This is a genomic window from Pseudomonas sp. NFACC56-3, from assembly GCF_900100025.1.
GTDB classification, from domain to species: domain Bacteria; phylum Pseudomonadota; class Gammaproteobacteria; order Pseudomonadales; family Pseudomonadaceae; genus Aquipseudomonas; species Aquipseudomonas fluorescens_AA.
In genome coordinates, this window is the sequence record NZ_FMTK01000003.1 from 174,999 (window position 1) to 199,805 (window position 24,807).

The following is a 24,807-nucleotide window of genomic DNA, read 5'->3' on the forward strand; positions in this document are numbered from 1 at the left end:
CGGTTTTTGCTCTCAGTTGGTATCCAGGTCCACGTTCCGGGTTTCCCGCAGGCAGATCATGCCCACCACCAGGCTGACCCCGGTGATCACTACCGGGTACCACAGTCCGTAGAAAATATCCCCGGTATAGACCACCAGGGCAAACGACACGGTGGGCAGGAAGCCGCCGAACCAGCCGTTGCCGATGTGGTAGGGCAGGGACATGGAGGTGTAGCGGATCCGGGTCGGGAACAATTCGACCATCAGCGCCGCCAGCGGTCCGTAGCACATCGCCGAGATGATGATCAGCGCGACGATCAAGGCCACGATCATCGGCCGGTTGATCTGCTGGGCATCGGCCTGCTGCGGGTAGCCGGCCAGGGTCACCGCGCCGCGCAGGGCGGCTTCGTCGTAACCTTCGAGTTTCACGTCACCGACGCTGACCTGCACCGCGCTGCCGGCCGGGGCCGCGACGCTGCTGTAGGGCAGGCCCTGCTTGACCAGGAAGGTCTTGACCTTGTCGCACGGGCTGTCGAAACGCGCCTTGCCCACCGGGTCGAACTGGAAGGTACAGGTGGCCGGGTCGGCGACCACGGTGATCGGTGCCTGGCGGCTGGCCAGGTCGATGGCCGGGTTGGCGTAGTGGGCCAGGGTCTTGAAGATCGGAAAGTAGAGGGCAGTCGCCAGCAGCAGGCCGATCATCAGCACCGGTTTTCGCCCGACCTTGTCCGACAGCCAGCCGAAAAAGATGAAGAACGGCGCGCCAATCACCACGCTGACAATCAGCAGGCTGTTGGCCAGGGCCGGGTCCATCTTCAGGAACTGGGTGAGGAAAAACAGCACGTAGAACTGCGCGGCGTAGAAGGTCACCGCTTGGCCGGCATTGATGCTGAACAGGGCGATCAGCACCACCTTCAGGTTTTCCCATTTGCCGAAGGATTCGCGGATCGGCGCCTTGCAGCATTTGCCTTCTTCTTTCATTTTCAGGAAGGCCGGTGACTCGTGCAGGCTCAGGCGAATCCAGGTGGAGATGCCCAGCAGCAGGATCGACAGCAGGAACGGAATGCGCCAGCCCCAGACTTCGAACTGATCGCCAGTGAAGTAGCGGCAGCCCAGCACCACCAGCAGCGAGAGCAACAGCCCCAACGTGGCGGTGGACTGAATCCAACTGGTATGGAAACCGCGCTTGCCCATCGGCGCATGCTCGGCGACGTAGGTGGCGGCGCCGCCGTACTCACCACCCAGGGCCAGGCCCTGGAGCATGCGCAACACCACCAGGATGATCGGCGCGGCGATGCCGATGCTGGCGTAGTTGGGCAGCAGGCCGACGCAGAACGTCGCCAGGCCCATGAGGATGATGGTGGCCAGGAACGTGTACTTGCGCCCGATCATGTCCCCCAATCGACCGAACACCAGTGCCCCGAACGGTCGCACGATGAAACCGGCGGCGAAGGCCATCAGGGCGAAGATGAACGCGGTGGTGTCGTTGACCCCGGCGAAGAACTGCTTGCTGATCACCGCCGCGAGGGCGCCATAGAGGAAAAAGTCGTACCACTCGAACACCGTCCCCAGGGACGAGGCGAAGATGACTTTCTGGGTTTCCTGGCTGGTGCCGGCGTTGCGCGTGGCTTCCAGGGGCTGAACATGCTCGGACATAGCGGTATCCCTCACAGTGATTGTTTTTGTTGTTCCACTGCGACGCCGGGGTGGCGTCTCCTGATTTGATGCGTTCCTTGAGTCGACACACTTTATTTACTGTGGGAGCGGGCTTGCTCGCGAATGCGATCTGACCGTCAACGATTATGGCGACTGACACATCGCATTCGCGAGCAAGCCCGCTCCCACAGGAGACTGAGTTGTTCTTCAGACCGTAGCAGGTGTTTTTTCGATGGTGGTGTTCCTCGTCGCGGGGTTGAGCATCATCTGCGCCGCCTTCTCGGCAATCATCAGCGTCGGCGAGCAGGTGTTGCCCGAGGTGATGCGCGGCATGATCGAGGCATCGGCGATGCGCAGGCCCTTGATGCCGTGGACGCGCAGTTGCGCATCCACCACCGCGTCGCGATCCTGACCCATGCGGCAAGTGCCGACCGGGTGGAAAATCGTCGTGCCGATCCGGGCGGCGGCCTGGTGCAGTTGCTCTTCGGTTTGCAGGCTGGGGCCCGGCAGGTATTCCACCGGTTTGAACGCGCTCAGGGCCGGGGCCGCGACGATGCGGCGGGTCAGGCGGATGGCGTCGGCGGCGACCCGCAAGTCCTCGGAGTGGCTCAGGTAGTTGGGCTGGATCAGCGGCGCTTCGTGCGGGTCGGCCGAACGAATGTCCACCCGGCCACGGCTTTGCGGGCGCAGGTCGCAGACCGACGCGGTGAACGCCGGGAAGCTGTGCAGCGGTTCGCCGAAGCGTTCCAGGGACAGCGGCTGCACGTGGTATTCGAGGTTGGCTGAGGTCTGTTCCGGGCCCGAGCGGGCGAACGCGCCGAGTTGGCTCGGGGCCATGGACAGCGGGCCGCTGCGGTCGTACAGGTAGCGCAGGCCCATGCCCATCTTGCCCCACAGGGTGCCGGCGATCTGGTTCAGGGTGCGGGCGTTTTCCAGCTGGTAGATCAGCCGCAGTTGCAGGTGGTCCTGCAAGTTGCCGCCGACACCGGGCAGCTCATGGGTCACGCCGATGCCCAGGCGTTGCAGCAGGTTGCGCGGGCCGATTCCGGAACGTTGCAGGATCCCCGGCGAACCCACGGCCCCGGCGCACAGGACGATTTCCTTGCGGGCCTTGAAGGTCATGCCTTTGCCTTGCCAGCGGGCGCTGACGGCGTGGGCGCGATCGTCACGCAGCAACACGCGGTCGACCTCGACGTCGGTCAACACCGTGAGGTTGCCGCGCTGGCGAACCGGCTTGAGAAACGCCTTGGCCGCGTTCCAGCGCACCCCGGCTTTCTGGTTGACCTGGAAGTAGCCACAGCCTTCATTGTCGCCGCTGTTGAAATCGTCGACGTTGGGGATGCCGCTCTGTTCGGCGGCACTGCGGAAGGCATCGAGAATCGGCCATGACAGGCGCTGGCGTTCGACCCGCCATTCACCGCCGGCGCCGTGAAATTCGGACGCGCCGGCAAAGTGGTTTTCGCTCTGGCGGAACAGTGGCAACACGTCTTCCCAGGCCCAGCCGGGATTGCCCTCGGCAGCCCAGCCATCGTAGTCCGCCGCCTGGCCGCGCATGTAGATCATGCCGTTGATGGAGGAGCAACCGCCCAGGACCTTGCCGCGCGGGTAGCTCAGGGCCCGCCCTTGCAGGCCCGGTTGTGCTTCGGTCTTGAAGCACCAGTCGGTGCGTGGGTTGCCGATGCAGAACAGGTAGCCGACCGGGATGTGAATCCATGGGTAGTTGTCGCGTCCACCGGCTTCGAGCAGCAGCACCCGGTGTTGCGGGTTGGCCGAAAGCCGATTGGCCAGCAAGCACCCGGCAGGGCCGGCGCCCACGATCACGTAATCGTATTCATCGACGACAGGTTGCATTCGCGACCTCATTCTTGTTGTTGTGGGACCCATCCTAGTTGTTAGTTTTCGTCAAAAGAATGTTAGTTTTTGCGCAGTGGCTGTGCGTTTATAAACAGTCGTGCCTTCAGGCGTGCTCAAGGATCGCTTCATGTTCGACTGGAATGACCTGCGCTATTTCCTGGAACTGCAACGCAGCGGGCGTTTATTGACGGCTGCACGGCGCCTGAACACCACCCACGCCACGGTGGCCCGGCATATCGAGGCCATCGAGAAAAGCCTGGGCACCGCATTGTTCGTCCAGCATGCCCAGGGCTATGAACTGACCCCAGCCGGCGAGACGTTGCTCAAGCACGCCGAAGCCATGGAAAACGTGGCATTGCTGGCTCAGGAGGACATCACCCAGTCCAGTGCCCCCCTGGGCAAGATTCGCCTGGGGGTGACCGAAGGGCTGGGCATCATGTTCCTCGCCAGTCGCATGGACGGGTTGTTCCAGCGCTATCCGGGGCTGGAGGTGGAGCTGGTGGCGGTGCCGCGCTTTGTCAGCATCCTCAACCGTGAGGCGGAAATCAGCATCCACCTCGAACGTCCGGCGGCCGACCTGCTGGTGACCCGCAAACTCACCGACTACAGCCTGGCGCTGTACGCCAGCCAGGCCTACCTGGATCGCTCGCCAGCGTTGCGCAGCCGCGAGGACCTGGCTCGCCACGCCTGGATCGGTTATGTCGATGACCTTTTGTTCAGCCAGGAATTGATGTTCCTCAACAGCTTTTGCCGCAACCCCCGGGTGGTGTTCCACAGCACCAGCGTCATCGCCCAGCAACAGGCCGCGCGCTCGGGCCTGGGGATCGCCGTGTTGCCGTGCTACATGGCCAGCGCTGACCCGACGCTGGTGCCGTTGCTGCCGGACGAAACCATCCGCCGCAGCTATTGGATCAGTACCCGTCGCGAACTGCACAAGTCCGTACGCCTGCGGGTGTTGTGGGATTACGTGGTGCAGTTGTGCGAGCGCGAGCAGGCCCTGCTGCTGCCCTGACCCCAAATCCCTGAACGCCAAGGCCCTTCAGGCGCTGTACCCGCGCTGGACTGAATTCAACCAGGTGCGCCAGGCACTGGACCCTGGCGGCAAGCTCCTCAATGGGCATCTTTCATCGATTCTGGGTTTGAGCTGAAGCAAGCACCTGTGGGAGCGAACTTGCTCGCGATGGCGGTGCATCAGTCGACATTCATGCAACTGATCCATTGCTATCGCGAGCAAGCTCGCTCCCACATTTGTTTTGGGGTGTTCATAAGGATCTGTATTCCCCTGCACATCTTCTGTGGAAGCGAGCCTGCTCGCGAAGCCGAGACTCGGTCAGAACGCAAACGGAATACTGATCTTGGCCCAGAGCATTTCCCCTTCCGGGCGATTCTCCACGTCGAACTCCTTGGCCCAGCGGATCTCGGCGCTGGCGTACTTGAGGAAGGTCAGGTGCAGCGCCGGGCCAATGGCAAAGACCTGGCCGCGTACGCCATCGTCCACGTCTTGCCCGGCGAATTGCACCGTGCGGCCGTACTGTTTGTCGTCAGTGGTCTGCTTGAGGTAGTAGCCGTTGAGCCCCAGCCTCAGGTTGTCGGTCACGCGGTAGCTGACGGAATAATCGAAGTGGAAAATCTGCCCCGAACGGTAGTCGGTGTCCTTGTTCTTGCGGTTGAAGCTGTAGGTGCTTTTCATCGACACCTCGGTGTCTTCCGTGGGCAACCAGGTGAAGGAAAACAACGGCTTGTAGGTGTAGAAATTGTTGCTGGTGTTGGCCAGTCGATCGGTGCTGTATTCGCCGGTCGGTACGGTGATTTCCACCGCCGCGGCCAGGGTCAGGTTTTTGCCCATGTCCCAGAGCACGATGGGCGAAATGGTCGTGTCGCCCATGCCCTCGCGGGTGTCATGCAGGCCGAACACCGAAACTTCCTGCTTGATCCAGGGCTGGGCGATGTAGATCCCCGCGCGCCCACCGGCTACCCGCAACGGGCTCAGGTAATCGATGCGCGGGACCACTGCCGTGGATTCGATTTCGACATCCGGCAGTTCGCCGCCCAAAGAACTGATGTTGAATTTCCGAGCCTTGTAATGGTTGTAGTAGAGGTTGAACGCGACCATGTGGTCCGGAAGGCTGTCGACCTCCAGTGGCAACACAAAAAAACCGTCGGTGCCTGGGCCGATGTTGTCCACCCCCGATTCGGTAGCCAGGGCGGGCAGGGCACCGCCGCAGGCCAGGCCGAGGGACAGTTGCAAGGCGAATGTCGTGCGGATCGGGTTCATGGGAGGGGCTCATTATTATTGTTGGAAACGCACCGGAGGGCCGAGTCATACAAATAAGCCGTTCGCCGCCGACAGGGCAGGGTATTGGCGGCCATACAGGGGACTTGAGCGGCCAGATTTTCAGGCCCCTCTATCCAGTGGCTCATGCTAACTTTATGAAATAACCGGTTACAAAAAACGCCACCTAACGTGCTCCGGAATCCGCCCATGCAGATGAAAGTCATCGACCCCACCTATGAATTGGCACTGGTCTCGCCATTCCTGCTGCAAACCCTGGCCGAGGTGGTGGCGGACAAGGGCTTCGATGCCGCCAGCCTGTGTCGCGGCCTGGGGTTCGACCTCGATGACCTGCAAGATCCGGCCCAGCGCATTTCCTACCGCCAGGCCGTGATCATGATTCAACGTTCGCTCAAGCTGTTGCCCGACCAGGGCCTGGGGTTGTGGGTGGGTGACCGCAACGTGCTTGGCACCCTCGGCCTGCTGGGCCACGTCTTGTCGTTGTGCGAAACCCTGCGCGATGCCTTCGCCCTGGGGATTCGTTACCAGCACACCACCGGCGGCATCGCGGTGACCCGTGTCGAAGAGGCCACCAACCGAATCATGGTCGAGGCCACTTGCCGCCTGCCTTTCGCCGAGATCCAGGTGTTTGCCGTGGAAGAGTTCTTCGCCAGCCTGATGGTCTATGGCCGGGCGCTGGCCAGTCCCGATTTCAAGCCCCTGGCCGTGGAATTCATGCACGCCGCGCCGTCCTATGCCCAGGAGTATCAGCGGATATTGGGGCCGGATGTGCGCTTCGGTTGCCGGCACAATCGCATGTTGATCGATGTGCGCTGGCTGGATATGCGCCTGCCCAATCATCACCCGCTGGCCCTGCGCCAGGCATTGGCCTTGCTGGAGCAGGAGGCCTGCGAGGTCCACCAGAAGATCGACCTGATCCAGACGGTGGAACGGGCCATTGCCCGGGACCTGAGCCGTGGCAGTCACATCGAGAAAATCGCCAGCGATCTCAACATGAGCAGCCGCACCCTGCGTCGGCGCCTGACCGAACACAGCCTGACCTTCGAGACCTTGCTCGAACAAGTGCGCCGCAGCCGCACCCTGAACCTGCTGGCCAACCCCGAATTGTCCATCGAGCGCATCACCGAAGAAGTCGGCTACAGCGATGTGCGCAGTTTCCGCCGGGCGTTCCGGCGCTGGACCGGCATGAGCCCGAGCGCGTTTCGCAACGAGGGGCAAACGTTGTAGCCACGACATTCAGGCCGGGTCTGATTAAACTCCTGCCTTTTTTGAGGGGCTTCATTGCGCAGCCGGGGGAGGCCTTGATTCCATGAGTCAAACGATGAAAACGGTACGCTGGGGCATGATCGGGTGTGGCAGCGTGGCGGAACGCAAGAGTGGGCCGGCTTTCTACAAGGCGCCCGGTTCTGCGCTGGTAGCGGTAATGGGACGACGTTTGGAGGCCGTGTCCGATTATGCTGAACGCCACGGCATCGCCAGGTTCTACACCGACGCGCAGGCACTGATCGATGATCCCGAAGTCGATGCGGTTTACATTGCGACGCCGCCCGACAGTCATTTGAGCTATAGCCTGCTGGTGGCTGCCGCCGGCAAACATTGCTGCGTCGAGAAACCCATGTCCCTCAATGTCGCGCAGAGCCGGGAAATGCAGCGTGTATTCAACACCGCAGGGGTGCAGCTGTTTGTGTCGTACTATCGGCGCTCATTGCCGCGTTTTCGCAAAGTGCGGCAATGGATCGAGCAAGGATGCATCGGTGACATCCGGCATTTGACCTGGACGCTGACCAAGCCCGCGTCATTGGCGGATATCAACGGCGCGACCAACTGGCGTACCGATCCGGCGATTGCAGGCGGAGGTTATTTCACGGACCTGGCCTGCCATGGCCTTGATCTGTTCCAGTTCCTGCTGGGGGACATTGTCGACGTGACAGGGTTCGCCACTCGTCAGAACGGCTTGTATCAGGCAGAAGATGCGGTCGTGGCCAATTGGCGTTTTGCCTGTGGGGCCACAGGCATGGGCTGTTGGAATTTCGTCGCTGACCGACGTGAGGACTGCGTGGAGGTGATTGGCAGCCAGGGGCGGATCAGCTTCTCGGTGTTCGATGAGGCGCCGCTGCAACTGTGCACGGATACCTCCGTCAGCCTCGACATTCCTCATCATCCTGAGCATATCCAGTGGCACCATGTACTCGGCATGAATGCCCATATCCGTGGTGAGTCGAAGCATCCCGCCGTGGCCGAAGAGGCCTTGAAGACCGACTGGGTGATGGACCGCATCCTCCAACGCCGTTGAGGCGGGCATAACCTAATGCTCAAAGAGTATTTCCCAGGCGTCGGACGGTTTCCCTAAGATCACGTCATAACTCGTTATGACAAGTGATAGGGGCCATGGCCGACAACGTTCTTTCCCTCAGCAGCGTACCGCTGCACACGCAACTGCGAGACGTGTTGCGCGCACGCATTCTCGATGGCGAATACCCCCAGGGCGGGCAGATGCCCTCGGAAAGCGAGCTCGGCGCGTTGTTTCGCGTCAGCCGCATCACCGTGCGCCAGGCCTTGGGCGACCTGCAAAAGGAAGGGCTGATTTTCAAGATCCATGGCAAGGGCACGTTCGTCGCCAAGCCCAAGACCTTTCAGAACGTCAGCACTCTCCAAGGCCTGGCCGAGTCCTTGACCGGACGCGGTTTCGAGGTGATCAACCGCTTGCTGAGTTTCAAGTTCATCGCGGCCGACAAACAGGTGGCCGAGCGCCTGAAGTTGACGGAAGGGGACACAGTGGCGCAGATCAAACGGGTGCGCTTGATCAACCGCGAGCCGGTTTCCCTGGAGATCACCTACTTGCCCAAGGCCCTGGGTGAACGCCTGGAAAAGGCCGACCTGGTCACCCGCGATATTTTCCTGATCCTGGAAAACGACTGCGCCTTGACCTTGGGCCATGCCGACCTGGCCATCGATGCGGTGCCGGCCGACAGCGACCTGACCCAGGCGCTGGAGGTCGAACCAGGCTCGCCCATCATGCGCATCGAGCGCCTGACCCATGACGCCAGCGGCCAGCCCCTGGACTTCGAACACCTCTATTACCGCGGCGACGCCTTCCAGTATCGCTTGCGGATCGACCGGCACAAAGGGACGCAGCTCCATGACTAGAAGCACCCTGGAACAGGAATACGACATTGTCGTCATCGGCGGAGGCACCGCCGGGCCCATGGCGGCGATCAAGGCCAAGGAACGCAACCGTGACTTGCGCGTACTGCTGGTGGACAAGGCCAACGTCAAGCGCAGCGGTGCCATCAGCATGGGCATGGACGGCTTGAACAACGCGATCATCCCCGGCCATTCCACGCCCGAGCAGTACACCAAGGAAATCACCATCGCCAACGACGGCATCGTCAACCAGGCGGCGGTGTACGCCTATGCCACCCACAGCTTCGAAACGATCGAGCAACTGGACCGCTGGGGCGTGAAGTTCGAGAAGGATGAAACCGGCGACTACGCGGTGAAAAAAGTCCATCACATGGGCGCTTATGTGCTGCCGATGCCGGAAGGGCACGACATCAAGAAGGTGCTTTATCGCCAACTGAAACGGGCGCGAGTGAGCATCACCAATCGGCTGGTCTGCACCCGGTTGCTGACCGACGAAGCGGGCGCGGTGAACGGTGTGATGGGCTTCGATTGCCGCACCGCCGACTTTCATGTGATCAAGGCCAAGGCCGTGATTCTCTGCTGCGGCGCGGCGGGGCGCCTGGGGTTGCCGGCCTCCGGCTACCTGATGGGCACGTATGAGAACCCGACCAATGCCGGCGACGGCTATGCCATGGCCTACCACGCCGGTGCCGAACTGGCGAACCTGGAATGCTTCCAGATCAACCCGCTGATCAAAGATTACAACGGTCCGGCGTGCGCCTATGTCACTGGCCCCCTGGGCGGTTATACCGCGAACAACAAGGGCGAGCGCTTCATCGAGTGCGACTACTGGAGCGGGCAGATGATGTGGGAGTTCCACCAGGAACTCGAAGGTGGCAATGGCCCGGTGTTCCTCAAGCTCGATCATCTGGCCGAGGAAACCATCCAGAACATCGAAGAGATCCTGCACAGCAACGAACGGCCGAGTCGCGGTCAGTTCCATGCCAACCGCGGCACCGACTACCGCACGCAGATGGTGGAAATGCACATCTCCGAAATCGGTTTTTGCAGCGGCCATTCGGCGTCGGGCGTGTGGGTCAACGAGCGGGCCGAGACCTCGGTCAAGGGCCTGTACTCGGCCGGCGACATGGCGGCAGTGCCGCACAACTACATGCTCGGTGCGTTCACCTATGGCTGGTTTGCCGGCAACAACGCCGCGGATTTCGTGGCCGGGAAGGATTTCTCGGCGCTGGATGCCGGGCAGATCGAACGGGAGAGGGCACGTGTCTACGCGCCGCTGGACCGCGAGCACGGCCTGCCGCCGGCCCAGGTGGAATACAAGCTGCGCCGTTTCGTCAACGATTACCTGCAACCGCCGAAAGTCACCAAGAAAATGCAGATCGGCCTGCAACGCTTCAGCGATATCCAGCGCGACCTGGACCAGCTCAAGGCCCACAACCCTCACGAGCTGATGCGCGCCATGGAAGTCAGCGTGATCCGCGACTGCGCCGAAATGGCCGCCCGTGCCTCGCTGTTTCGCGCCGAAAGCCGTTGGGGCCTGTACCACTATCGGGTCGATCATCCACAACGCAACGACAGCGACTGGTTCTGCCATTGCCATTTGAAGAAGGGCGATGACGGCGCGATGATTTCATTCAAGAAAGCCGTCGAACCCTACGTCATCGCTCTCGATGCCGACGAACTGCAGGCCTACGACCGGCTGCGGGTCGGTGCCGACGCGGCATGAACCGTCCACCCAGAGAGAACGCCCATGGCCTATCAACCCCAGGAAATCTTTTTCCGCTCCAATGCCCCCGTCACCGTGGACGAGGACAAATGCATCGCTCACAAGGGCTGCACGGTTTGCGTCGATGTGTGCCCCATGGACTTGCTGGCGATCAACCCGGCGACCCAGAAGGCCTACATGGCGTTCGACGAATGCTGGTACTGCATGCCCTGTGAAAAGGACTGCCCGACGGGGGCGGTGAAAGTGGAGATTCCGTATCTGTTGCGTTGACCGACAGGACGTCATCGCGAGCAAGCTCGCTCCCACAGTGGGTCGAAGCCAGTCGCAGATCTTATGTACACCGATAAACCTGTGGGAGCGAGCTTGCTCGCGATGAGGCCCACCCAAACACCACAAAAGCCATCCGGCCACCCCCGGACGCACAATTTGGAACACCCCTCGTTTCCCACCGCGCCCTGATCGTGGCGGAGACGACATCCAATAAATGATTCGAGGGGACACACCCATGCTATTGCGCGCAGCACTCGCCGGTCTGGTACTGGCTTCATTGACCTTGCCTGCCCAGGCAGAAACCATCCGTATCGCCATCGGCACCCAGGACACCACCATCAACTGCGCCGCCGGCGGGTTGTTGATCCGGGAGTTGGGCCTGTTGGACAAATACTTGCCCCATGACGGCGCCTACAAGGACGCCCGATACGATATCCAGTGGAAGAACTTCACCAGCGGCGCGCCGCTGACCAACGAGATGGTCGCCGGCAAACTCGACTTCGGTGCCATGGCCGATTTCCCCGGCGCGTTCAACGGCGTGGCGTTCGAAACCGCCGGCAAGCACAGCCTGTTCATCAGCGTGCTGTCGGGCAGCACCCAAGGCAGCGGCAACGGCATCGTGGTGCCCAGTGCGTCGGGCGTGCAGTCCCTGGCCGAGCTCAAGGGCAAGACCATTTCCGTACCGTTCGCGTCCACTGCCCATGGCATGTTGCTGCGTGCTGTCGCCGCCCAGGGCTGGGACCCCCTCAAGGATGTGAACATCATTGCCCAGCCGCCGGAAGTCGCCGGCTCGGCGCTACAAGCCGGCAAGATCGACGCCCACGCCGACTTCGTGCCGTTCGCCGAACTGTTCCCCAGCCGAGGTTTCGCCCGCAAGATCTACGACGGTGCCCAGGCCAACACACCGACGTTCCACGGCGCGCTGGTGGACCAGGCCTATGCCAAGCAATACCCGGAAATCGTCGTCGCCTACCTGCGCGCCACCCTCGAGGCCAATCAACTGCTGGCCGCCGAGCCGGAGAAGTACAGCGAGCTGATCGCCAAGGTCACTGGGGTGGATGCCGAGGTCAATTACCTGTTCCACGGGCCACTGGGTGTGCAGACCCGCGACCTGACCTGGAAACCGGAATACCGCCAGGCCGTCGGCACCGCCATCGACACCCTCAAGCTGCTGAAAAAGGCTGATCGTGGCCTGGACCTCAATACCTTCATCGATGACCAGTACATCCGCGCCGCCTTCAAGGCGTCGAACCTGGACTACAACGCGCAACTGGCTAACTACGCCCAGACCCCGCTGGGCAGCAGCGATGCGTCGACCGGCCAGGCAATAGCCGACGCCCGCCACGTGGCCGAGATCTGGGTACGCGGCGAGCCGAAAGTGCGCCATTACGCCTCGGCCCAATCGGCCTTCGCCGCGCTGGCGAGTCTCAAGCAGGAAGGCAAGGGCATCCGCGCCGTCTATACCCAGGCCAGCGACAGCGGAATCAAGCTGCTGGCCGAACAGGCGTGGTTCGCCAGTGATGCCAAGGGCCAGCTCAGTGCGTTCCTGCTCAAGGGGCAGGCCCAGCAATTTGCTACCGCCCAGGGCGGAAAAGTCTTCGACTTCAGCGAGGCCACCAGCCAGGCCGTTGCCGCCCGCTAACCGTCAAAACAACTCGATGGACTGTGGGAGCGGGCTTGCTCGCGAATGCAGACTGACATTCGACATCGATGTCGACTGAACCATCGCTTTCGCGAGCAAGCCCGCTCCCACAGGAGCTCGACTGAGAGGAAGCATTGTGCCCCGATCATTTTCACGCTGGCTCCTGCGAGCCGCTTCACTGTTGCTCTGCCTGTTGTTCTGGCAACTCGCCGCAACCGGCCACTGGAACCTCGGCCTGGTGACTTTCGCCAACGTCCCGACCCCGCTGGCGGTGATCCAGGCGGCGCTGGGCCTGGGAGAGTCGGGCAATCTCGCCCGGCACCTGGGCAGCAGTCTGGGCCGGGTCTTTGCCGGTTATGGCGCGGCGCTGTTGATCGGCGTGGCGCTGGGCCTGGCCATCGGTCGTTCGAAATGGGCCGAAGACTTGTTGCTGCCGCCCCTGGAAGTGCTGCGGCCGATCCCGGCGGTGGCCTGGATTCCCCTGGCGATCCTGATGTTTCCCTCGTCGGAACTGTCGATGGTGTTCATCACCTTCACCGGCGCGCTGTTCCCGATCCTGCTCAACACCGTACACGGCGTCGAAGGCGTGGACCGGCGTTTGATCGCCTCGGCGAAAAGCCTCGGGGCCGGACGCCGGGCGATCCTGTTGGAGGTGATTCTGCCGGGCGCCGCGCCGAGCATCATCACCGGCCTGGCCATCGGCATGGGCACGTCCTGGTTCTGCCTGGTGACGGCGGAAATGATCGCCGGCCAGTACGGCATCGGCTACTACACCTGGGCTTCCTACACCGTGCAGAACTACGCCGACATCGTCGTCGGCATGTTGCTGATCGGTGTGCTGGGCATGGGCAGCAGCCTGCTGATCAAACGCCTGGGCGGGCTGTTCACGCCTTGGCATCGACCACGAGGAAAAGCCTGATGAGCATGATGCACACACCCGAAGGACGGATCGATATCCGTCAGCTGTCCATTGTCCTTGGCCAGGGAGCCCAGGCCTTCGAAGCGGTCCAGGGGCTCGATTGCCAGATCGAAGCAGGTCAGTTCGTCTGTGTCCTCGGGCCGTCCGGCTGCGGCAAGTCCACCTTGCTCGGGGCCTTGGCCGGGCATCTGCAACCGCGCTCCGGCAGCTTGAATGTCGACGGCTCGAGCGTTTCCGGTCCGTCGCCTCAACGCGGCATGGTGTTTCAGCAGCACACACTGTTTCCCTGGCGCAGCGTGCGCGACAACGTCGCTTTCGGCCTGAAAATGCGCGGCCTGGGCAAGGCCGAACGACACCGGGCCGCCGACGAGATCCTTGCGCTGGTGGGCCTGGAGGGCTTCGCCGGGCATTGGCCGGACCAACTCTCGGGGGGCATGCAGCAACGGGTGGAGATCGCCCGGGTGCTGGTCAACCGCCCACGGCTGCTGCTGATGGACGAACCCTTCGGCGCGCTCGATGCCCTGACCCGGTTGAATATGCAGGAGCTGCTGCTGGACATCTGGACCCGCATTCGCACCACCGTGGTGTTCGTCACTCACGACATCGACGAGGCGCTGTTCCTGGCCGATCGCTTGCTGGTGATGAGCCCGCGTCCGGGGCGGATCATCGAGGACCTGCGCCTGGACTTCCCACGGCCACGCACGACCGAACTGGTCACCCGCCCTGAATTCTCCCGCTTGAAGCGTCACTGCCTCGACCTGCTGCGCCATGAAGACGGCCGACAGTTGCCGCGCCTCAATCCCCTGGGGCTTCCCCCTGAAACCTCCTTGCCGCGATTTGCCCTATGACCTCTCTATTCGAAAACACCGACAACGACGACATCCTCGCCCTGCAACCGCGCTTGACTGACCAGGACCCGGGCGTGCGCCGCATCGCCCTGATCGAACTGGCCGACCTTGAGGAGCCAGAAGGCCTGCTGTGGCTGGTGGACCGTCTGGCTGAAGATCCCAGTGCCGACGTGCGAGCCGAAGCTGCGCGATTGCTTGAAGCCTGGGAGGACGCGCCGGTGGTGGGCGCCTTGTGCGAGGCCCTGACCGATCCATCGCCGAGTGTGCAGGCCGCTGCCGCCCAGAGTCTGAGCCTGCTCAAGAGCGAGGCGGCGGGGAGGGTGATCCTGCCTTGGACGGCACATGCCGAGGCCGGTGTGCGCGTCGCGGCGTTCAGGGCCTTGCGCGAATTACGCCTGCTCGAGGCGGCACCGGCGGCAATCGTTGCCCTGGCTGACGGCGATGCCAGCGTGCGCCGCGAGGCGGTTGGCGTGCTGGGCTGGCTCAAGCACCTCGACGCCTTGCCGGCCCTGGCCCGGTTGGCCAGTGATGATCCGGATACTGAGGTGCGCCGCGCGGCCACCGGTGCCCTTGGCCTGGCTTCGGATGCGCAGGTCTTGCCGGCGCTGCGCCAAGCCCTTCGGGATCCGGCCTGGGCAGTGCGCGAAGAAGCCGCCACCACCTTGGGCAAGGTCGGTCACGCCGATGCCGGTCCGGCCCTGGTCGAGGCCTTGGGCGACGATTATTGGCAAGTGCGCTTGCGGGCCACTCGCAGCCTCGGTCGCTTGCGTTACGCCCCGGCGTTGTCGGCCTTGATCGAAACCCTGGGCCATCGCATCAGCAACTTGCGCAAGGAAGCGGCCCTGGCCTTGGGCGAGTTGAACGAACCAGGTGCAATCCCGGCGTTGCAGGCGGCCCAGGACGATGGTGACCCCGAAGTGCGCAAAGCCGTACGCATTGCCTTGGGTCAACTGCAATGAGCCCGGAGGCGATCGGCAATTCCCAAGGCAAGGGTCAATTGCGCCTGGATTGGCCCGGCGGCCGCGAGCAACGCCTGGACCACGTCACCCTGCGCCGCCACTGCCCGTGCTCGCGGTGCCGGGCGTTGCGCCTGCAAGGGCTGACCGTCCAGGTCGATCCGCGGATCCGGGTGGTGGCAGTCAACCCACAGGGCTACGGGGTGCAATTGGTTTTCAGTGACGGGCATGAGCGAGGGATTTACCCGTGGGCCTACCTGGCGGGGCTTGAGCACTGACACACTTAAGGATAAGTGATGAAACCTGTGGCGAGGGAGCTTGCTCCCGCTGGGCTGCGCAGCAGCCCTAAATCATTCAACACAGTGCATTGTGTAAATAGGAGGTAAGTGTCACGGCTGCTGCGCAGCCGAGCGGGAGCAAGCTCCCTCGCCACACTGACTTGTACAGGCAAGCTGTGAACTGACTGGCGGCGCTTGTCAGAAAAATTCCGAAAGAGTACAAATGTACTCCATGACGACTCTCACCCCCCGCCGCACCGCCATCCTGACCTTCATCCGCGAACGCATCGCCGCTCAGGGTCAGCCCCCCAGCCTCGCTGAAATCAGCGAGGCGTTCGGTTTCGCCTCCCGTAGCGTGGCGCGCAAGCATGTGCTGGCGTTGACCGAGGCCGGTTTCATCGAAGTCAATCCGCACCAGGCCCGGGGCATCCGGCTGTTGAACCAGCCGCCACGGCCTGAACTGCTGGACGTGCCGGTGCTGGGGCGAGTGGCTGCCGGCCTGCCGATTGGCGCCGATGCCGAGGTTCACAGCCGCCTGATGCTGGATCCGGCGATTTTTACCAAGGCGCCGGACTACCTGTTGCGGGTCCAGGGCGATTCGATGATCGAGGACGGCATTCTCGACGGTGACCTGGTGGGCGTGCAGCGCACACCCCAGGCCTCCAACGGCCAGATCGTCGTGGCGCGCCTGGACGGTGAAGTCACCATCAAGCGCTTCGAGCGCATCGGCGAGCGGGTGCGTTTGCTGCCGCGTAACCCGGCCTACCAGCCGATCATCATCGAGGCCGACCAGGACCTGGCGATAGAAGGGGTGTTCTGTGGCTTGGTGAGGCAAGGTTGATGGGCGCTGTCGTTGCGCTGGACACGCTGTTCAACGGCGGCCAGGTCTGGAAGGGCCGGCCTGCGCCGCCGGCCGCCAGTCCGCAGCCCACTGGCCATGCAGCACTGGATGCGGCGTTGCCCAGTGGTGGCTGGCCGGAGGCGGCCTTGACGGAACTGCTCATCGCCGCGCCGGGCGTGGGCGAGTTGCAATTGGTGTGGCCGACCCTGGCGCGGCTGTCGGCAGCGGGGGAGCGGATCGTGCTGGTGGCGCCGCCGTTCGTGCCTTATCCCCAGGCCTGGCAGAACGCCGGGATCGACCTGCGCCAGTTATCGGTGATCCGCGCCGATGAACGCGATGCCCTGTGGGCCACCGAACAATGCCTGCGTTCGGGCAGTTGTGGCGCGGTGCTGTGTTGGCCCCGCCACGCGGACGACCGGGCCTTGCGGCGCTTGCAAGTGGCGGCGGAAACCGGCCAGGCCCTGGCGTTCGCCTGGCGCTCGATCCAGGAAGCCATCAACCCGTCGCCGGCGGCCCTGCGCATTGCCATCGATACCCGGCCTGCGCAGTTGCGCGTGCTCAAGTGCCGGGGCGGGCTGGCCCGTTCGGCGCCGATTGCCTTTGCCACGCTCGCCCCACAAACCGGGCATTGAGGTTGCGATGCGCTGGGTCTGTATTCTCTTCCCGCAATTGGCGCTGGACGCCGCGCTGCGTCAGCGCCCCGATCCCGACCAGCCCCTGGCACTGCTGACCGGCCCGGCCCAGCGTCGGGTGCTGCAAGCGGTGAATGCGCAGGCAAGGGCCCTGGGCTTGCGGCCCGGCCAGACCATGACCGCAGCCCAAGCCTTGAGCAAAGGCTTTGCCACCGCGGAATACGACGCGGCGCAGATCGAACAGTGGCAGCAGTTCCTGGCAGCCTGGGCCTACCGTTTCAGCGCCCAGGTCAGCGTGCATTATCCGCGTACGCTGCTGTTCGAGATCGAGTCGAGCCTGGGCCTGTTCGGGCCCTGGCCGGTGTTCGAGGCGCGCTTGCGAGCCGAGCTGACCGAGCTGGGCTTTCGTCATCGCATCGTCGCCGCCCCGAACCCAGTGGCGGCGCGGGTGTTGGCCAATGCCTATGACGCCCTGGTGGTGCCCGATGCCGAGACCTTGCAACAGTACCTGGGGCACATGCCCGTGGAGCGAATCGGCCTGGAGCCCGACGTCGCCACGGCGCTGTCGCGCATGGGCCTGCGTCGCCTGAGCCAGGTCCAGGCCTTGCCCCGGCAGACCCTGGCGCGGCGCTTCGAGGCCCAGGTGCTCAAGCACCTCGACGCGTTGACGGGCCATCGCACCCTGGCGCTGTCGTTCTACCTGCCACCGGACCGTTTCGATGTGCGCATCGAGCTCAACTATGACGTGCAATCCCATCAGGCGCTGTTATTCCCGTTGCGTCGCCTGACCGGTGACCTGTCGGCCTTCCTCTGCGGACGCGACAGCGGCGTGCAACGCTTCGACTTGCACCTGGAGCACGCCGGGTTGCCGGATACCGTGATCAAGGTCGGCCTGCTCAGCGCCGAACGGGACCCGGCGATGCTCTTCGAACTGGCCCGCGGTCGCTTGGAACAGGTGCAGGTCGAGGCCCCGGTGCGGGGCTTTCGCTTGTGTGCCGAAGACCTGCCGAGTTTCGTGCCCCAGCGCCTGGAACTGTTCGACGAGCGCCCTCAACAATCATTGCCCTGGGAGCAACTGCGCGAACGCTTGCGGGCCCGGCTGGGGGATGACGCCGTGCAGGGCCTGGGGTTTCGCGACGACCATCGGCCTGAGTGCGCCTGGCAGATGACCTCCCAACCCCGATCCCAGGCTTGTCCGGTACGCGACGGCGTGCAGCGTCCCGGCTGGCTGCTGGAGGAGCCCCAGGCATTGGCGCAAGGGCAGGCGCACATCCTCATGGGCCCCGAGCGCATCGAGACCGGTTGGTGGGACGGCGCGGATGTGCGCCGCGACTATTACCTGATCGAAACCCGCAGCGGACAACGTGGCTGGGCCTATCGACCGGTGGGCGAGGGCGGGCCGCTGTGGCTGCAGGGCTGGTTCGCATGAGCGTTGAGTATGCCGAGCTGCATTGCCTGTCGAACTTCAGCTTCCAGCGCGGCGCCTCCAGTGCCCTGGAGTTGTGCCGACGGGCTAAAGAGCAGGGCTATCGGGCCCTGGCGATCACCGACGAATGCACCCTGGCCGGGATCGTCCGGGCCTGGCAGGCGGCCAAGGAACTGGACCTGCCCCTGATCGTCGGCAGCGAAATCCAGGTCGAGAACGGGCCGAAACTGGTGTTGCTGGTGGAAAACCTGGAGGGTTATCAAACCTTGTGCCGGTTGATCACCCGCGCCCGGCGGCGCAGCGAGAAGGGCCGCTACCGCATCGTGCGAGAGGATTTCGACCAACCCTTGCCGGGGTTGCTGGCGTTGTGGATAGCCGATGGCAAAGACGCCGAAGAACATGGGCGTTGGCTCCAGCCGATCTTTGCCGGGCGCCTGTGGCTGACGGTCCAGTTGCATTGCGCACAGGACGACCGCCGCCGGTTGGCAGACTCGTTGGCGCTGGCCGAGCGCATGGCGCTTCCGGCCGTGGCCAGCGGCGATGTACATATGCACGTGCGCGGCCGTCGCGCCTTGCAGGACACCATGACCGCCATCCGTCACCACGTCACGGTGGCCGAGGCCGGCCAGCGCTTGCACCCCAACGGCGAGCGCCACCTGCGCAGCCGCAAGGATCTGGCCGATCTCTACCCGCCGGCCTTGCTCGAGGAAACCCTGAACATCGCCCGCCGCTGCACCTTCGACCTCGGCCAATTGCGCTATCAATACCCCCGCGAGCTGGTGCCCGAGGGGCATGATCCAGCGTCCTGGCTGCGGGAACTGACCGAGCGTGGCATGCGCGAGCGGTGGAAGGACGGCGTGCCAGACAAGGTGCGGGTGCAGATCGACAAGGAACTGAGCCTGATCGCCGAGTTGGGCTACGACAGCTATTTCCTCACCGTGCAGGACATCGTCGGCTTCGCCCGACAGCAGCGCATCCTCTGTCAGGGACGTGGTTCGGCGGCCAATTCGGCGGTGTGTTATGCCCTGGGCATTACCGAAATCGATCCGAGCCAGACCGACCTGCTGTTCGAGCGATTCCTGTCCAAGGAGCGCAACGAGCCACCGGACATCGATGTGGATTTCGAACATGACCGCCGCGAAGAGGTGCTGCAATACGTCTTCCGGCGTTACGGGCGCCATCGCGCGGCGCTGACTGCGGTGGTCAGCAGCTACCACGGTGCAGGGGCGGTGCGGGACGTCGCCAAGGCCCTGGGCCTACCGCCGGACCAGGTCAATGCATTGGCTGACTGCTGTGGGCGCTGGAGCGATGAAGCACCGCCGCTGGACCGTTTGCGTGAAGGTGGCTTCGACCCGGACAGCCCGGTGTTGCGCCGGGTGCTGAGCCTGACCCAGCAATTGATCGGCTTCCCCCGGCATTTGTCCCAGCACCCGGGCGGCTTCGTGATTTCCGAGCAGCCCCTGGACACCTTGGTGCCGGTGGAAAACGCCGCCATGGCCGAGCGCACCATCATCCAGTGGGACAAGGACGACCTGGACGCGGTCGGGCTGCTCAAGGTGGACATCCTGGCCTTGGGCATGCTCAGCGCGATTCGTCGATGCTTCGACCTGATCGAAGACTACCGGGGTCAACCCCATACCCTGGCGTCGTTGCCCAAGGACGATCCGGCGACCTACGAGATGATCAGTCGCGCGGACACCATCGGCGTGTTCCAGATCGAATCACGGGCGCAGATGGCGATGCTGCCCCGGCTCAAGCCCAAGACGTATTACGACCTGGTGATCGAAGTGGCGATCGTGCGACCGGGGCCGATCCAGGGCGGCATGGTGCACCCGTACCTGAAACGGCGAAACGGGGAGGAGGCTGTCACGTACCCCTCGCCAGCGCTGGAGACAGTGCTGGGGCGGACCCTGGGCATTCCGTTGTTCCAGGAGCAGGTCATGCAGATTGCCGTTGTCGCGGCCGACTACACGCCCGGCGAGGCCGACCAGTTGCGTCGCTCCATGGCCGCCTGGAAACGCCATGGCGGGTTGGAGCCCCATCGAGAACGCCTGGCAGCGGGGATGAAGAAAAACGGCTACACCGCTGAGTTCGCCGCGCAAATCTTCGAACAGATCAAAGGCTTCGGCAATTACGGTTTTCCCGAATCCCACGCCGCCAGTTTCGCCTTGCTGACCTACGTCAGCAGTTGGCTCAAATGCCACGAGCCGGCAGCGTTCGCCTGTGCCCTGATAAACAGCTGGCCTATGGGCTTCTACAGCCCGGACCAGATCCTCCAGGATGCCCGCCGACATCAATTGCAGATCCGTCCGGTGGACGTGCGCGCCAGCGATTGGGATTGCAGCCTCGAACCCATGGAAGGCCGGCAACCGGCGATCCGCCTGGGGCTGCGCCTGGTCAAGGGTTTTCGCGAAGAGGATGCCCTGCGTATCGAAGCGGCGCGCCGGCATCGGCCCTTCAGCGATGTGGCCGACCTGGGCGAGCGCGCGCAACTCGATGCCCGGGCCCAGGCGCAACTGGCCGACGCGGGGGCCTTGCAGGGCTTGGCGGGGGATCGCCATCGGGCCCGCTGGGAAGTGGCCGGAGTGCAGAAGCAACTGGGCTTGTTCGCCGGTTTGCCCAGCCAGGAAGAACCGCCCGTGGCGCTGCCCGAACCCACACTGGGGGAAAACCTGTTTGCCGATTACGCCACGCTGGGCACGACACTGGGCCCTCATCCGCTGGCCCTGCTGCGTCCCGAACTGCGCGCTCGGCGCTGTCGCAGCTCACGGGAATTGCAGGACGTGGAGCATGGTCGCAATGTCAGCGTCGCCGGGCTGGTCACCGGTCGCCAACGCCCGGGCACGGCCAGCGGCGTGACCTTCGTCACCCTGGAGGATGAGTTCGGCAACCTCAACGTGGTGGTCTGGCGCGACCTGGCCGAGCGCCAACGCAAGACCCTGGTGGGCTCGCAATTGCTCAGGGTCGACGGCCGCTGGGAAAGCGTCGGCGAGGTCCGCCACTTGATCGCCGGGCGCTTGAGCGACCTGACTGAACTGCTGGCGGGTATCCAAGTGCAGAGCCGCGATTTCCGCTGAGCCCCAGCAACACCGCCGTTTTTGTGGCGAGGGAGCTTGCTCCCGCTGGGCTGCGTAGCAGCCCCCCAAAAAATGGTTTACGCAATCCATCAGGCACACCGCGTCAGCCGGTTTACGACGGCTGCGCCGCCGAGCGGGAGCAAGCTCCCTCGCCACAGGATTGTGCGCAAACCGATCACCATGAAACCAAACGCCAACCCGGCGCTCGAAGCTCTGATCGCAAGGGATTTGTGTCTGTCGATTCCCTGCAGGCATTTTGAGGTTCAGAGTCGACCATGGAGTTTCTATCCCAGAATCACGGCTGCCCTGGGTGGGGCGGTGAGATGGCCGGGCGTATCCGGGCGTTCGATTGGAGCCGAACCGAGTTGGGCGCCATCGAGCACTGGTCCGCCAGCTTGCGTAGCGCTGTCCAATTGTTGCTGGCTTCGCCCCTGCCGATAGTGATGTTGTGGGGCCGCCAGGGCTTCATGATTTACAACGATGCCTATGCCGAGTTCGCCGGCGGCCGCCACCCCTACTTGCTGGGGTGCGCGGTGGAGTTGGGCTGGCCGGAGGTGGCCGAATTCAATCGCCATGTACTGGACGTCTGTCTGGCCGGCGGCACCTTGTCCTACCGCAGCAAAGAGCTGGTCCTGCTGCGCGATGGCAAGCCTGAAGATGTGTGGATGGACCTCTACTACAGCCCGGTGCCCGATGATGACCAGTCCCCGGCGGGCGTGCTGGCGATTGTGGTGGAAACCACAGAGCACGTATTGACCGAGCGCGCCCGGCAAGAGGCCGAACGCAGTTACCGCGCGGTCAATGAACGCATTCAGCTGGCGCTTTCGGCCGGGCCCTTGCTGGGATCGTTCGTCTGGGACATCCAGGCCGACACGCTGTCGGGCGATGAGCGTTTTGCCCGCACCTTCAACTACCCCCCCGATTGTCCGCTGGACGCACTGCCCATCGAGATTGCCCGCCAGGGCATCCACCCGGACGACCTCGAAGAGGTCAACCAGCGGGTCGAACTGACCGTGCGCACAGGCACGCCTTACAGCGCTGAGTATCGGGTCCGCCGCCTGGGCGGTGACTACCGGTGGGTGCTGGCCAGCGGTCGATGCGAGTTCGACAGGACAGGCCGGCCCCTGCGGTTTCCGGGAGTGCTGATTGATATCGACGAACGCAAGACGGCCGAAGCTTCGCTGCTCAAATTCACCCGCGACCTGGAGCAACGTGTCGCCGACGAGGTGCAGGCGCGGTTGGCAGCCGAAGAGCAGTTGCGCCAGTCGCAGAAGCTCGAGGCCATTGGTGGCCTCACCGGTGGCGTGGCCCATGATTTCAACAACTTGCTGCAGGTGATCGCCGGCAATCTGCACTTGCTGGCCCGCCACGAACGGGACAACGCCAATGTGCAACGACGGGTCAGTGCCTCCATCGAAGCCGTGGAGCGGGGGGCCAAGTTGTCCTCGCAGCTGTTGGCTTTCGCCCGGCGCCAGCCATTGTCACCGGCGGTCTATAACCCACGGCGCATCTATGAGGGCATGGGTGAACTGCTGCAGCGGGCCTTGGGCGAAACCATCCTGATTGAAGTGAGCCTGCCCCAGGAACCCTGGCGCATCCATGTCGATCGCAATCAGTTGGAAAATGCCCTGTTGAACCTGGCGATCAATGCGCGTGATGCCATGCGGGGCGAGGGCACTATCCATCTGATCGGCGAGAACATCGTGCTCGATGACGCGTTCTGCGCCGGCAAGGGGATTGCGGCCGGCGACTATGTCCGGCTGTCGGTGATCGATTGCGGCGTCGGCATGCCGCCCGACATCCTGAAGCAGGTGTTCGAACCGTTTTTCACCACCAAGACCGATGGCCAGGGCACCGGGCTTGGATTGAGCATGGTGTTCGGGTTCGTCAAGCAGAGTGGCGGCCATATCGAGATCTCCAGTGACCTGGGCGAAGGCACGCGGGTGCGGATGTATTTCCCTCGAAGTCTTGCGCCCGAAGCCGGGGAAACCGAGCAACATGATGCGCTTCATTCCGGCCGGCAAGAGACGATCCTGGTGGTGGAGGACAACGCCGAGGTGCGCAGCGCGTCGGTGGAACTGCTGGAACAGTCCGGCTACAGGACCCTCACGGCCGCCAACGGCGATGAGGCGATGAAGCTACTGCTGGATGGCACCCCGGTCGACCTGATCTTCACCGACGTGGTCATGCCCGGCCTGATCAAGAGTTCCGACCTGGCCGCCTGGGCCAAGGTGCAGACCCCGCCGGTCCCCGTGCTGTTCACCTCGGGGCACACCCGGGACATCATCTCCCGCAACCATCAATTGAGCCCCGATACCCATTTGTTGAGCAAACCCTACGGTCCGGACGCACTGGCCCGGATGGTGAGGAGCGTGCTGGGCGGTTGATCGCGGCGTCTTAAACAAATGGAACCGAAGCCGTCGCGTCACCTTCGAATGTTCAAGACCGGTCATCCATCCGGCCCTGTCATGAACGAGGTGCCCATGAACGACGATCCCGCAGACACTCAGCAACAAGGCCAGGCGCAGGCGCCATCCCCGCGCAACGATCCGGCCATTGATCCCCAGGGCCCGGGCAGGCCTTCGAGCGCCGAGCCCGTCAGTCCTGCCGGAGCGGACCAGGCTGACAGCGCCGCCACTGAGGTCGATCAGAAGCAGCATCATCAGGACAATGACAACACCTTCAGCCCCGGCTTCAAGCCTGACCCGGACCGGCCGAAATCCGGTGACGACACGGACGCCGATATCGACACCGATGGGGGCTAGACAAGGAAGGATGTACAACACCGCATCATGGTGGTGAATGCAAAGCTTTTGAACACCCACAAACCCTGTGGGAGCGAGCTTGCTCGCGAAAGCGGAGGGTCAGCTTGCATCAATGTTGATTGTGCTGGCGCCATCGCGAGCAAGCTCGCTCCCACAATGGACCTGCGCTGAATGCAAAACTCATAAACATCCACGATTCCTGTGGGAGCGAGCTTGCTCGCGAAAGCGCTGGGTCAGCTTGCATCGATGTTGATTGTGCCGGCGCCATCGCGAGCAAGCTCGGCTCCCACAATGGACCTGCGCTGAATGCAAAACTCATGAACATCCACGATTCCTGTGGGAGCGAGCTTTGCTCGCGAAAGCGCTGGGTCAGCTTGCATCGATGTTGATTGTGCCGGCGCCATCGCGAGCAAGCTCGCTCCCACAATGGACCTGCGTTGAATGCAAAACTCATTAACATCCACGATTCCTGTGGGAGCGAGCTTGCTCGCGAAAGCGCTA

Annotated in this window: 20 protein-coding genes and 1 pseudogene; 18 read left to right on the forward strand and 3 right to left on the reverse strand. The window is 63.4% G+C overall.

The features are described 5' to 3' along the window. Positions 1–12: 12 nt before the first annotated feature. Entirely contained in the window at positions 13–1,635 is a 1,623-nt protein-coding gene (locus tag BLO80_RS06070) for an MFS transporter (RefSeq protein ID WP_092327268.1), read from the reverse strand. Positions 1,636–1,842: 207 nt separating this feature from the next. Continuing rightward, positions 1,843–3,486: a GMC family oxidoreductase gene (locus BLO80_RS06075; RefSeq protein ID WP_092327270.1), complete on the reverse strand. Its 1,644-nt coding sequence runs from the start codon at positions 3,484–3,486 to the stop codon at positions 1,843–1,845. 130 nt (positions 3,487–3,616) lie between these two features. On the opposite strand from BLO80_RS06075, the gene BLO80_RS06080 reads away from it, so the two are divergent. Then, on the forward strand, positions 3,617–4,501 hold the full coding sequence (locus BLO80_RS06080) for a LysR family transcriptional regulator (RefSeq protein ID WP_092327272.1): 885 nt from the start codon (positions 3,617–3,619) through the stop codon (positions 4,499–4,501). Between the two features lie 7 nt (positions 4,502–4,508). Then, a pseudogene (locus tag BLO80_RS28890) lies at positions 4,509–4,637 on the forward strand (D-arabinono-1,4-lactone oxidase); the annotation flags it as partial. Positions 4,638–4,819: 182 nt separating this feature from the next. On the opposite strand, the gene BLO80_RS06085 reads toward BLO80_RS28890, so the two are convergent. Next, positions 4,820–5,764: a SphA family protein gene (locus BLO80_RS06085; RefSeq protein WP_092327273.1), complete on the reverse strand. Its 945-nt coding sequence runs from the start codon at positions 5,762–5,764 to the stop codon at positions 4,820–4,822. 207 nt (positions 5,765–5,971) lie between these two features. Between BLO80_RS06085 and BLO80_RS06090 the strand changes: the two genes are divergently transcribed. The 16 genes from BLO80_RS06090 (at position 5,972) to BLO80_RS06165 (ending at position 24,306) form a co-directional block, all read left to right on the forward strand. Further along, positions 5,972–7,009 carry an AraC family transcriptional regulator gene (locus tag BLO80_RS06090; protein ID WP_092327275.1) on the forward strand — a complete coding sequence of 346 codons (1,038 nt, stop codon included), beginning with the start codon at positions 5,972–5,974 and terminating at the stop codon, positions 7,007–7,009. A 94-nt stretch (positions 7,010–7,103) separates the two neighbouring features. Further along, positions 7,104–8,075: a Gfo/Idh/MocA family protein gene (locus tag BLO80_RS06095; protein WP_092327277.1), complete on the forward strand. Its 972-nt coding sequence runs from the start codon at positions 7,104–7,106 to the stop codon at positions 8,073–8,075. Positions 8,076–8,170: 95 nt separating this feature from the next. Next, complete coding sequence (locus BLO80_RS06100) at positions 8,171–8,929, forward strand: GntR family transcriptional regulator (protein WP_092327278.1); 759 nt, start codon at positions 8,171–8,173, stop codon at positions 8,927–8,929. After that, positions 8,922–10,652 (forward strand): fumarate reductase/succinate dehydrogenase flavoprotein subunit, encoded by a 1,731-nt coding sequence (locus BLO80_RS06105; RefSeq protein ID WP_092327280.1) that lies wholly within the window; start codon positions 8,922–8,924, stop codon positions 10,650–10,652. The genes BLO80_RS06100 and BLO80_RS06105 overlap by 8 nt, the downstream gene beginning before the upstream one ends. A 24-nt stretch (positions 10,653–10,676) precedes the next feature. Next, positions 10,677–10,922: a 4Fe-4S dicluster domain-containing protein gene (locus BLO80_RS06110; RefSeq protein ID WP_003180418.1), complete on the forward strand. Its 246-nt coding sequence runs from the start codon at positions 10,677–10,679 to the stop codon at positions 10,920–10,922. 235 nt (positions 10,923–11,157) lie between these two features. Continuing rightward, positions 11,158–12,564 carry an ABC transporter substrate-binding protein gene (locus BLO80_RS06115; protein WP_092327281.1) on the forward strand — a complete coding sequence of 469 codons (1,407 nt, stop codon included), beginning with the start codon at positions 11,158–11,160 and terminating at the stop codon, positions 12,562–12,564. Positions 12,565–12,700: 136 nt separating this feature from the next. Then, entirely contained in the window at positions 12,701–13,483 is a 783-nt protein-coding gene (locus BLO80_RS06120) for an ABC transporter permease (protein ID WP_072406911.1), read from the forward strand. After that, complete coding sequence (locus tag BLO80_RS06125; RefSeq protein WP_092257195.1) at positions 13,483–14,331, forward strand: ABC transporter ATP-binding protein; 849 nt, start codon at positions 13,483–13,485, stop codon at positions 14,329–14,331. The genes BLO80_RS06120 and BLO80_RS06125 overlap by 1 nt, the downstream gene beginning before the upstream one ends. Then, complete coding sequence (locus BLO80_RS06130; protein WP_092327283.1) at positions 14,328–15,290, forward strand: HEAT repeat domain-containing protein; 963 nt, start codon at positions 14,328–14,330, stop codon at positions 15,288–15,290. The genes BLO80_RS06125 and BLO80_RS06130 overlap by 4 nt, the downstream gene beginning before the upstream one ends. Beyond that, the gene (locus tag BLO80_RS06135; protein WP_092327284.1) at positions 15,287–15,565 is read left to right on the forward strand and encodes a DUF971 domain-containing protein; all 279 of its coding nucleotides are present in this window, start codon (positions 15,287–15,289) and stop codon (positions 15,563–15,565) included. Before BLO80_RS06130 ends, BLO80_RS06135 begins: the two co-directional genes overlap by 4 nt. A 223-nt stretch (positions 15,566–15,788) precedes the next feature. Next, positions 15,789–16,406 carry a transcriptional repressor LexA gene (gene lexA, locus BLO80_RS06140; RefSeq protein ID WP_092327286.1) on the forward strand — a complete coding sequence of 206 codons (618 nt, stop codon included), beginning with the start codon at positions 15,789–15,791 and terminating at the stop codon, positions 16,404–16,406. After that, complete coding sequence (gene imuA, locus BLO80_RS06145; protein WP_092327287.1) at positions 16,406–17,038, forward strand: translesion DNA synthesis-associated protein ImuA; 633 nt, start codon at positions 16,406–16,408, stop codon at positions 17,036–17,038. The genes lexA and imuA overlap by 1 nt, the downstream gene beginning before the upstream one ends. Positions 17,039–17,045: 7 nt before the next feature. After that, positions 17,046–18,467 carry a Y-family DNA polymerase gene (locus BLO80_RS06150; RefSeq protein ID WP_092327289.1) on the forward strand — a complete coding sequence of 474 codons (1,422 nt, stop codon included), beginning with the start codon at positions 17,046–17,048 and terminating at the stop codon, positions 18,465–18,467. Beyond that, positions 18,464–21,541, forward strand: a complete 3,078-nt coding sequence (locus BLO80_RS06155; RefSeq protein WP_092327290.1) for an error-prone DNA polymerase — start codon at positions 18,464–18,466, stop codon at positions 21,539–21,541. Before BLO80_RS06150 ends, BLO80_RS06155 begins: the two co-directional genes overlap by 4 nt. Positions 21,542–21,816: 275 nt before the next feature. Beyond that, positions 21,817–23,928, forward strand: coding sequence for a hybrid sensor histidine kinase/response regulator (locus tag BLO80_RS06160; protein WP_092327292.1), 2,112 nt, complete (start codon positions 21,817–21,819; stop codon positions 23,926–23,928). A 96-nt stretch (positions 23,929–24,024) separates the two neighbouring features. Then, positions 24,025–24,306 carry a hypothetical protein gene (locus tag BLO80_RS06165; protein WP_256574140.1) on the forward strand — a complete coding sequence of 94 codons (282 nt, stop codon included), beginning with the start codon at positions 24,025–24,027 and terminating at the stop codon, positions 24,304–24,306. The last annotated feature ends 501 nt before the right edge of the window (positions 24,307–24,807 follow it).